This window comes from Exiguobacterium sp. UBA6282 (assembly GCF_002440475.1).
Taxonomy (GTDB): domain Bacteria; phylum Bacillota; class Bacilli; order Exiguobacteriales; family Exiguobacteriaceae; genus Exiguobacterium_A.
Genome location: NZ_DJUM01000006.1, coordinates 21628 through 31433 on the forward strand (window position 1 = coordinate 21628; position 9806 = coordinate 31433).

At 48.5% G+C, this 9806-nt stretch carries 15 protein-coding genes; 10 read left to right on the forward strand and 5 right to left on the reverse strand.

Annotation, left to right across the window (positions count from 1 at the left end; translation table 11 throughout):
* The coding region (locus B2751_RS01355) for a transposase (RefSeq protein WP_290772257.1) at positions 1-368 on the reverse strand (368 nt) is incomplete at its 3' end.
* A 243-nt stretch (positions 369-611) separates the two neighbouring features.
* Between B2751_RS01355 and B2751_RS01360 the strand changes: the two genes are divergently transcribed.
* From B2751_RS01360 to B2751_RS01370, 3 genes are all read left to right on the forward strand, one after another.
* The gene (locus tag B2751_RS01360) at positions 612-1166 is read left to right on the forward strand and encodes a PAS domain-containing protein (RefSeq protein ID WP_290772260.1); all 555 of its coding nucleotides are present in this window, start codon (positions 612-614) and stop codon (positions 1164-1166) included.
* Complete coding sequence (locus B2751_RS01365) at positions 1121-1525, forward strand: methyl-accepting chemotaxis protein (RefSeq protein WP_396210754.1); 405 nt, start codon at positions 1121-1123, stop codon at positions 1523-1525. The genes B2751_RS01360 and B2751_RS01365 overlap by 46 nt, the downstream gene beginning before the upstream one ends.
* 384 nt (positions 1526-1909) lie before the next feature.
* Positions 1910-3199: an MATE family efflux transporter gene (locus B2751_RS01370; protein ID WP_290772266.1), complete on the forward strand. Its 1290-nt coding sequence runs from the start codon at positions 1910-1912 to the stop codon at positions 3197-3199.
* A 40-nt stretch (positions 3200-3239) separates the two neighbouring features.
* On the opposite strand, the gene B2751_RS01375 is transcribed toward B2751_RS01370, so the two are convergent.
* On the reverse strand, positions 3240-3839 hold the full coding sequence (locus B2751_RS01375; RefSeq protein WP_290772269.1) for a TetR/AcrR family transcriptional regulator: 600 nt from the start codon (positions 3837-3839) through the stop codon (positions 3240-3242).
* A 109-nt stretch (positions 3840-3948) separates the two neighbouring features.
* Between B2751_RS01375 and B2751_RS01380 the strand changes: the two genes are divergently transcribed.
* On the forward strand, positions 3949-4476 hold the full coding sequence (locus tag B2751_RS01380; protein WP_290772273.1) for a hypothetical protein: 528 nt from the start codon (positions 3949-3951) through the stop codon (positions 4474-4476).
* A gap of 16 nt (positions 4477-4492) precedes the next feature.
* On the opposite strand, the gene B2751_RS01385 is transcribed toward B2751_RS01380, so the two are convergent.
* Positions 4493-4876 (reverse strand): hypothetical protein, encoded by a 384-nt coding sequence (locus B2751_RS01385; RefSeq protein ID WP_290758543.1) that lies wholly within the window; start codon positions 4874-4876, stop codon positions 4493-4495.
* Between the two features lie 145 nt (positions 4877-5021).
* Here B2751_RS01385 and B2751_RS01390 point away from each other — a divergent pair, with 145 nt between their 5' ends.
* Positions 5022-5429 carry a hypothetical protein gene (locus B2751_RS01390; protein ID WP_035407875.1) on the forward strand — a complete coding sequence of 136 codons (408 nt, stop codon included), beginning with the start codon at positions 5022-5024 and terminating at the stop codon, positions 5427-5429.
* 26 nt (positions 5430-5455) lie between these two features.
* Here B2751_RS01390 and B2751_RS01395 read toward each other — a convergent pair whose 3' ends face one another.
* On the reverse strand, positions 5456-6025 hold the full coding sequence (locus tag B2751_RS01395) for a recombinase family protein (protein WP_290772276.1): 570 nt from the start codon (positions 6023-6025) through the stop codon (positions 5456-5458).
* Between the two features lie 199 nt (positions 6026-6224).
* On the opposite strand from B2751_RS01395, the gene B2751_RS01400 reads away from it, so the two are divergent.
* Both B2751_RS01400 and B2751_RS01405 read left to right on the forward strand, forming a co-directional pair.
* Positions 6225-6698 (forward strand): hypothetical protein, encoded by a 474-nt coding sequence (locus B2751_RS01400; protein ID WP_035407879.1) that lies wholly within the window; start codon positions 6225-6227, stop codon positions 6696-6698.
* Positions 6699-6708: 10 nt separating this feature from the next.
* Entirely contained in the window at positions 6709-7410 is a 702-nt protein-coding gene (locus B2751_RS01405; RefSeq protein WP_290772279.1) for a nucleotidyltransferase domain-containing protein, read from the forward strand.
* A 70-nt stretch (positions 7411-7480) separates the two neighbouring features.
* On the opposite strand, the gene B2751_RS01410 is transcribed toward B2751_RS01405, so the two are convergent.
* Positions 7481-8266, reverse strand: a complete 786-nt coding sequence (locus B2751_RS01410; RefSeq protein WP_290772282.1) for a pentapeptide repeat-containing protein — start codon at positions 8264-8266, stop codon at positions 7481-7483.
* Between the two features lie 44 nt (positions 8267-8310).
* Here B2751_RS01410 and B2751_RS01415 point away from each other — a divergent pair, with 44 nt between their 5' ends.
* The 3 genes from B2751_RS01415 to B2751_RS01425 are packed head-to-tail and all read left to right on the forward strand — an operon-like array spanning position 8311 to position 9724.
* Entirely contained in the window at positions 8311-8742 is a 432-nt protein-coding gene (locus B2751_RS01415) for a GNAT family N-acetyltransferase (RefSeq protein ID WP_290750498.1), read from the forward strand.
* Positions 8739-9362: a hypothetical protein gene (locus tag B2751_RS01420; protein WP_290772284.1), complete on the forward strand. Its 624-nt coding sequence runs from the start codon at positions 8739-8741 to the stop codon at positions 9360-9362. The genes B2751_RS01415 and B2751_RS01420 overlap by 4 nt, the downstream gene beginning before the upstream one ends.
* Before the next feature lie 32 nt (positions 9363-9394).
* Positions 9395-9724, forward strand: a complete 330-nt coding sequence (locus B2751_RS01425) for an antibiotic biosynthesis monooxygenase (RefSeq protein ID WP_035407890.1) — start codon at positions 9395-9397, stop codon at positions 9722-9724.
* Positions 9725-9806: the final 82 nt, after the last annotated feature.

Here is a 9806-nt window from a genome sequence, read left to right on the forward strand (position 1 = left end):
GCCGGTGCAAAGTCACTGACGACAGAACGGATGTCTCCGGCTATGCCTTGGAGTGCAGCCGTGATGGCCGTGACGTCCCTTTCCGGGACAATGGACAGGAGCCGACCACTCTCGGCATCGAGGACGATTGTCGCATAGTGATGTCCTTTTCGTGTGGCGAACTCGTCGATGAGGACGTCTGTCGTATGCTTCCCTGTCTCTACTGAGGCGTACCGATAAAACCATAGTTCCACCGTCGTGTAAGGTAACCCGTATTCACGCGCTACATCTGAGATCGTCCTACCGTGGCAACGTTCTGCGATGCCTTTCCGGAACACCTCGGTGGAGGTACGGACGAGCCCGAGACCGTAGTCATATACGAACGTCAAATCACAAGAGAAGCATCTTTGACGTGGGACAAAGCGAAAACTCCAATCGTGGTTTGTCTAGGCAACAATTACGATACCGGGGTTTTCGCTTTTTTTCTATGTTCAATTCAAAATCTGATGGATTTTATGCGTCAACCACACCTTATGGTGATGAGCCTTAAAATAGCAGGAACTTGTCGATATAAGGGATAATATGACAATAGGTAAATCATGACCTCAGTTTGAATCCAGGGAGGAATCGGCATGTCGATGCATGAGCGAGTAACACAGGTCACCGACACACAAGTCATCCGGGCAATCGAACAAAATCTAGCCATCATTCGTTTTGACGATCGACGTAAAGTCGCATACGTAAATGAGTTGTTTGCCCGGACGATGGGGTACGAAGTGGAAGAGTTAATCGGTAAATACCATCGTGATCTCTGTTTTCCGGCTTTCGTTAATAGTCCAGATTACGAGTTGTTTTGGCGAAAATTGATGCAAGGCATCACGTATCAGGATAAGATTGAACGCCGGGCTGCTGACGGACAACAGAAGTGGCTCGAAGCGACATATATGCCAATTTACTCGGATGACGGACGCCGGGTCGTCGGGGTCTCGAAAATTGCATCGGACATCACGATTCGCCAGCAGGACGTTTTACGAATGGCGGCCGACCTCAACGAGACATCAGCCTTCTTGACGGTCAAATCGGAAAGTGGTCGACAAGACGGTTTGAACGTCCTTGCGACCGCTCAACAAGTCGAGGCTGAATCCGTCAAAACTTATCGAGTCTTGTCGCCTTGCGTAAAGATGTAAACTCGATCACAGACATCGTCAAGACGATCCGTGAAATTGCGGCGCAGACGAATCTACTTGCCTTGAATGCGGCAATTGAGGCAGCACGCGCTGGTGAACACGGACGTGGATTCGATGTCGTCGCGACCGAAGTCCGAAACCTGTCGAATAAAGTCTCGCATTCGATCGGGGAAATCAAGGAGAATGTCGAAGGGATCGTTGAGCGAATCGAGGACGTCTCGCACAGTATCGAACGGATTTCAAGCAAGGTAAAGGACAGTACTGGTCAGCTTGAACATACGGTGAGTGAGTTCGATCAGTTAGCTGACTCAGCGAAACAACTGGAGCGCCAGGCAAAACAATTCGTCGATGTCTTATGAACGAGTGACACTATTTAAATAGACTTAAGAAGTCAGACCCTAGGTCCGGCTTCTTTTTATGCATTTACAAAAAAATATGGCAAACAATCTGCAATGCAATGCTGTTATAAAGGTAGAAAAAGAATACGAAAAGATCGCAAATAAGGAAAATATCATACTATTTATTTCACTTACCAAATTCACTCTTGTAATTTTAAATTCGACATAAAGTTTAATCTATACAATTGGTTCATGCTACTAAAACCATAGTCTTTAGAAAAAGAGTTTGGTATTCTTAGGGCTTACATACCTTGTATGTTCGAAAATTACTTTGAAGGGATGTGAACCAATGATTTTTGAACCAACTACTACATCATTTGTCTTACATATGAAGGTCCAACTAGTATGGTGAGTACTCAACCGAACCACAAAACGTTTTGGTTACTTGCCTATCCGCTCATTCTCTCAAGTATTGCGACACCGTTGCTTGGTGTGACCGATACGGTCGTCATCGGTCAATCGGGTGATCCGCGCGCGATCGGTGGCATTGCTGTTGGTGCCGTCTTCTTCAATACAATCTACTGGTTGTTCGGCTTTTTAAAAGTCAGTACGACAGGATTCAGTGCTCAGGCAAGCGGCGCGAATGACGCCCATGCCTTACGGATTTCGCTCTACCGACCGCTGTTCCTAGCAGCCTGTATCGGTTTGCTCATTTTGTTATTCCGCCAGCCGCTTGAACAGATTGGACTCTATTTACTTGCGCCACCCGCTGACTTGCTGGATGCAGTCAAGACATACATCTCGTACCGGATGATTGGCGCACCGTTCGTCTTGATGGGTTATGCGTTACTTGGCTGGTTAATCGGAACGGGACAAGTCAAACATGCTTTATTCGTCCAATTATTCAGTATCGGGGTCAACGTCGTACTCGATATTGGATTCGTCTACGGATTGAACACCGGTGTTGCTGGAATTGCGCTTGCGACCGTCATCGCGGAAATCAGCATTGTCGCCTGCAGTCTCTATCTGATTCGGAGTCATTTGTCGATGACGCGCGACGAACTGCGTGCCTTGACGGATTGGCACGCCTACCGTCAATTCTTTCGTGTCAATCGAGATTTATTCATTCGAACGATTTTCCTGTTACTCGTTACCGGCTGGTTTACACGAGCGGGAGGACAATTCGGACCAGATATCCTTGCAGCCAATGCGATCCTACTGCAGATTCAGTATCTGATCTCTTATTGGTTCGGTGGACTCGGTCATGCGTCAACCGTTCTTGTCGGTCGGGCGAGAGGGCACCAAGATCAGGAAGCATACCGGACGAGTGTCCGTTTGGCACGGACGTTCGGATTCTACTCAGTCGTGTTCTGGTCACTTGTGCTCCTATTCCTTGAAACACCGTTGCTTCAGTTGTTCACTTCAGAAGAAGCGATCCTAGACGCGGCGCGCGACTATTATCTCTGGATCATCATCCTACCGCTGATTGCCGGGTGGGCGATGATTTACGAAGGAATCTTTGCTGGTCGTGTCGAGGCGACTCCAGTCCGGAACTCGATGATTCAAGCAGGGATCGGTTTTGCGATTGTGCTGCTGTCGACATCAAGTCTTGACAATCAGGGAGTCTGGGCAGCATTTCTGACGTTCTTTTTAATCCGCTCTTTATCGTTGATCCTCGTAGAAGCGAAACAATGAATAACCCGAAGTTCCCTCATGCAGATGAAGGAACTTCGGGTTATTTGTCGTCGAGCGCTAAAGGACGGACGAATAGGGCATTCAAGTGATGGACAAGGATATGACGCAATCGTTCTTTCGGGAGACGTTCTGGTCGAAACAGCGCATGAAAGGCTAATCCATCAACGAGTGCTGCGAGACGTTCGCTCTCAAGCTCGATGTCTATACCTGCTCGGAACGTACCGTCCGGAATCCGTGTCAGTAATACCAGACACATGTGGTAAATGTCGTCTGGATTCTCTGTTGATTGAGACGCATATGCAGACATCATGAATTGGAACCAGACCTGCATCTCAAGCTGATGCTCAGGTGCATACGGCAAGACTTCGAGTAAGACGTTGCATAACGTCTCTTCTGGTGTTCCTCCTCTCTCGAAAATGGTTGTAATGCGTTCTTGGACCCGTTCTTGAACGAGTTGCATCGAGAAACGGAGCAATTCTTCTTGGGTCGTGAAGTAATACCGTAAGGCACCAAGGGACAGACCTGCTTCCTTGGCGATCGTCCGGACGCTAGCTTGTTCGATACCGACATTAGAAATCGTACGCCACGTTGCTTTTGCGATGAGGCGTTTTCGTTCTTCGTGATTGACTTGTTTTGGCATACATTAAGTATATCAGCTTTTTTAGCACGAATGTATTAAAAAGACTAGTCAAGTGACGAATGTGATGTTATCTTTATAATACAGTCGTATTAAAAAGGAGAGGATCACGATGCAACTCGTCGCTTGGGCAATCGTTTGTTGTGAAATTCTATTTTGGGTATTCATCGTCGCAGGACTGATCGTGCGTTATGGATTCAGACGAGAGAAGCTTGGTTTTCGATTGATGGCGATGTCACCCGTGATTGATATCGTCTTACTGGTCTTAACAGTGTTTGACTTAAGTCGCGGTAGCACAGCAACGCTTGCACACGGACTTGCTGCGATTTACATCGGCGTATCGCTCGCATTTGGGAAGCAGCTGATTGCTTGGGCGGATGGGGTGTATCGCCGGGTGATCCTCAGGGAACAAGTAGCAAAAGAACGCATATCGCGTGCGCGACGGGAACGCAACGGATTCTATCAGCACATCCTGGCATTCTTGATTGGTGGTGCCTTACTCGGAGCAATGATTCTCTGGCTCGGAAATACCGAACAAACCGAAAGCCTCTTGCGGACGTTACAACTGTGGGGACTCGTTCTTGTGATCGATGGCGTCATCTCGATGAGTTATACCATTTTTCCAGCTCGCTCTAAATAAAAACGAACCTTGGCTGTCAGCGGTCGACAGTGAAGGTTCGTTCCCGAATCGTATTCGTATGTACTTCTTTCCGAGCGTCGATTGAATCCCGAATGTGGATGATGTAGCGACGTCCTTTTTTATATCCAGTACGCGGTGGTTTGATTCGGATTTCTTTGCCGTCTAGGACTTCAATCTCCGTTTGCATCCGCTCACCATTTGAATCCGTCACGGTAACCGTACGGTTTGAGACTTGTTCCTTGCGTAGTCCTTTCGCGTATTCGATATCGAAAGTATGATACGAGGAGATGGAGCGGGCACGTGATTTGAAGTGTGGCTCGTCCGTTCGTTCGTCGAGAGTGCAGTAGCAACCCGTGAACAAGAGGCTCGCCGAGAGGAGTATCGAAAATAGATGTTTCACGAAAACGCTCCTTTATGTATTTGGTAATTTTAGTATAAGACAAATTTTAGGTTACGACAATCCTTCTTGAGACCGAGTCGTTGACATCTATTAAAATTGAACAGGTCCATGCTATAATCGACCGAGAGAAAGGAAGCGATACACCATGCCAGTACAACCAGACCAACGTGAAATCATCGTCTCGATTCGGACGAGTTATGACTTTAAAGCTGATACCGGACGCGCAATCCGTGTCATCGAGTTTCACGGACGCCGGACGACACTGTTCGATACGTTCGAAGCGTCGTCACCAAAACGAATGATTTTGATCGAGATGATCCGCGCCGTACAATCTTTCAAGGAACCCTTCCACATCATCTTCAACGTCGAGTGTAACTTTGGCTTCAAGTATTTGACGGATCAGCGGAAATGGGAAAACCGGGACGTCGGGAATACGTTCCTCGACTTGATTGAACAAGGCGGTCATACGTATGAATTACGGGATTGTTCGTTCTATGAAGGCGGTAAAGCCCTCCAAAAATGGCTCGGCAACACATTAAAGCAAAATAGCTGACAAAAAAGGCTGATTCCACAATGGAGTCAGCCTTTATCCGTTGCATCGATCGTCTCGCTTTCGAGATATCGGTATAACGTACTTTTACTAATACCGGTCTGTTCTCGGATATCAGCGAGCGAATACTCTTTGCTTTGATACATCGCAATCGCGCGGCGGACATTTTCATCGGGTTTCCGCGGTCGACCGGTCTGTTTTCCTTGCTCTTTTGCTTTTGAGAGTCCGGCACGCGTTGACATGCTGATGACATCACTTTGCAACTGGACCAGGTGGCGGACCGTTTCAAGAAACGACAAAGATGTCCGTTCGCTCGTGCGAATGTGTTCGCGGAGCGACCACAGTGTCGCGCCACGTGTCTCCATTTGTTCGAGCATCTCAATCAAGTGTCGCGTCGAGTCTGCTAGGACGTAGAGATGCGTGACGATGACTTCGTCTCCCGCTTGCAGCGCCTCAAGCATCTGTTCAAGTTCCGTCCGGCGTTTGGCCGAATCATGCGTTTCGATGATACGTGTCGGTACATCGATCCGATCCGCTTCCACTTGCTGCGCAGAACACTTTGGATCATCCGGATAGGGTCTCATATAGAAATATTGCATAAATGGAGCTCCTCTCTGTCGATCACGATCGACGTCAGTTCCTCATCAGTATACCGTATTCTCACCTTCGTGCCGTAGAAAACCGAAAACATGCCTTTCTTCTCATGTTCGGATCGACTAATTTGTGGTAAATTGAGTGGAAGTAAGTTTCTCGGACTCATCCTTATACCATTCATTCTTTTTAAATGAGGTGCTCATCATGAACAAAGAAGATCATCAACTCGCCCGTCAGCTTTTGACGACCTATTTCATCGGAACACAATTGGCGACGGTTCATGTCGCAGGCTACGTCACGCTCGAATTCATCAATTTGTTCGATACGACAGCGCCTGAACTGCGACTTCGGATCGAGACGGACCGTCTATTTTATGGTGATGTCGAGACGACACAGAATTGGGTCGTTCGCCATGCGACAAAGGAAGAGATGCTACACTTGATCGTCTCATTGCACGCGGAACGGATCACGGGTGTCCGGATCGGCAAGACGGCACCACATTTATTCTTGACCTTCAGTAACGGACAAACGCTCGTCCTGAATGGATCGGATACATATTACGAATCGTGGGCGATCGATATCGGTCTCGCGCCACACCGAGCCGACGCGACGATCGTTGCCGTACCGGGTGACGAACTAGCCGTCTTCTCCGGGATTGGTGAACAAGTTGAAGACTAAGTGGACACGCATGGAGTGGTGTGATTGGATCATGCCGCTCGTCGCGTCACGTTATCCGGATCATTGTGCCGTCTTACTTGCCGGTAGTCATACGCGAGGACAAGCGACCGTACAATCAGATGTCGATTTAATCATCTTTGAAGCAAGGCGACGGCAGGCATATCGGGAATCGTTTACCTATGACGGTGTCCCGATCGAAGCATTCGTCCATTCCTTTGAGACGATCGCGCATTTTTTCGATAGCGACCGGGAACGTGGTCGCCCGTCCTTGCAACGCATGATTGCTGACAGCTGGACGATCGAGGATCATCCACACCTTGTCTCTATCCGCAAGGAAGCCGTTCAACAATTGGCGGATGGACCTGTTGCGTGGTCGAATCCGGAGCAACAACGCGCGCGTTATTTTTTAAGTGACTTGCTCGACGACTTCGAGAGTGTGACGAACCGCGCAGAAGGTCTAGCGATTGCGTCACGTTTATATGAACAGAGCATCGAGTTCGTCCTTCGTGCCAATCAATGCTACATCGGACAAGGAAAATGGTCGATCCGCGCTCTTGCAGAGTTTGACGAAGAGTATGCCAGTCGACACACAATGGCTTTTGAGTTATATTATCAGTCGAATGACCGCCGAGTCGTCATCGCGTTAGTCGACGATTATCTCACACCGTTTGGCGGGCGTTATTTTGACGGCTTTATGCTCGGCAAAAGATAACAAGCATACAAAAAGAGACACGTTTTCGGTCGATGATCCGAAAACGTGTCTCTTTATCGTTCGCTTCTGTTTAACGCCAATGGGACGGACGGAGCAAACGCGGCGGTAACTGTGTCGCCGCGTTGCCGATCGCGGCATTGATTTGTGCTTGTGTCAAAAAGAGCGCGTCTGTCAAATCGGCGTCTTTGACGTTACAATCTCGCAGATCAGCCCCGAGAAAGTTGACACCGCACAAACGGCTATTCGACAAGTTCGTCGCCAGCAACCACTGGTTCTGAACGCTGGCACCTGAAAAATCTCGTCCTTGTAGCTGTTTTCCGACCCAGTCGCGTGGTGTCTGGTCGCGTCTTCCGCTATACTGAACTTGAACACGAGAAGCGATCATTTCAAGGAGGGGTCGGACGGTTTGACGGATTGACATCAGGTCAAGCCGTGCAAATTGATCCGCCGGTAAGGCAGCGTATCGGGACAATGCGGCAAGCATCTCATCGAGTTGATTGTGCATGTCACGCGTGACATCACGTTTTCCGTCCGTTACGTACCACATCATCTCAAACAAGTGAACCATCTTCGGGAAGGCAGCATAAATCGCTTGGCGTCGGTTTGGTGCATCATCGCCTTGGAACGTCCGCTGTGACAAATGTTGCCCGGCACCAAAACAATCATAGACGGTACAGCCTTTGTAGCCGCTATCGCGTAACCGGTCATGGATGCGGCAGCTGTAATCCGCGTCAAGATTGCGACACGGTGTCGCTTCCGGTTTATCATGACCGAAATCACTGGATTTTGAAAAAGCGAGTGCCGTACAACATAAACCAAAACAATTTGTACAATCAATTTGGAATGTAGGTTCCATCGTATTCACCTCCACTACTACTATAGCAAGAAAGGAGTCCGGATATGCTGCAATTTCAACTCAATGAAAATGAAGACGGACAAGATTGGATCAGACAACAGGTGCGACGCTATAACGTCGAGACTTCGCCGTTTCATGCCATAAAACGGTCAAATGGAACACAAGCCGTCACTCTGCTTGCGAAGCGAAACGATCAACCGATCGGTGGCATCACAGGAGATGCGTATTGGGGCTGGTTACATATTGAATGGTTCTTTGTCGTCAAGGAGGAGCGGGGAAGTGGACTCGGCACGACGTTATTTCATCGATTGGAAACATGGGCACGAGAAGCAGGAATCGACCGAATCCGTGTCGAGACCTTTTCATTTCAAGCGCTCTCGTTTTATGAACGAAAGGGATTCATCGAAGTCGGGCGAATCGATGATTATCCTCCGGGTGCTAGCTATCACCTGCTCGTCAAGCAGGTCGACCGATGAAACGCCAACTTCTTTTTATTTTAGTTATTGGATTAGTACTCGGAGCATTGACGGGAATGTACCAGCGTCCAGAGACCCCTTCCTTCACTGCAAAAACGGTCACAAAGTTGTATAAACAGATGACGAACACATCGATCGAAGCGCGTGATGTCTACTTCGTCGAACGATTGTCTGAACATTATGCCGTCGCATATATTGAAGCAAAACATGATCGCTTGTTTCTGCTCCTGCAACAAAATGATGAGGCACAACGGATCGATCGAATCATTCGTGCCAAGCAGACGACGGAGGCGGATTGGTTCGAGGGACGGTTACTTGCGACACCGGAAGGTCGGTATCTCGTCGCCTACGGCATGAATGGCTCAAAACAAATGAAAACGATTCGGTTCGAGCCGTATAAGATGACGGCTGATGGGGAAGTACCATTACGTCCGATGCAGCGCTCGTTAACCGTCGCGGGTCAGGAACGTTTCCATACCATACAACCGTTACCGGATGCCTTCCCGCATTCGCTCTACTTCGAAATGATCGCGACGCGTATGGATGGAAAAGAGACGATCCAACGCTTGACGTCATTAAGCGAAAACGCATCTGCGTTTTCTATGACCCGTGACTTTTAGTATACTGAAGACGAAAAAAGGGGGAAAAGAACATGTGGATCGTCATGAATCAGCTACACGTCGTGAAGGGCGCAGCAGATCAAGTCGCAGCGCGTTTTAAGACGACGAAGGGAATCGAACGGATGGAGGGGTTCCACCGGATGCAAGTCCTCGTCGATATTAGTCAGGAAGAAGAAGACATCGTCACGATCATGACGACATGGTCGAATCAAGCGGCGTTTCATGCATGGCAGGAGAGTCAAGCGTATAAAGGGGTTCACCATAAACGAGATAACGGAACGTCCGAAGTCAAACCGCTCGTGACGTCGAATACCGTCACGGAATATGCGATCGTCGCCGACCATAGCGCTGCAACAGAATAAATACAAGACCCCTGAGAGGATTCTTCTCGGGGGTCTTGTGTGTAATAATACATTAGATTGTTTTACCGTAATCTGGGTATAT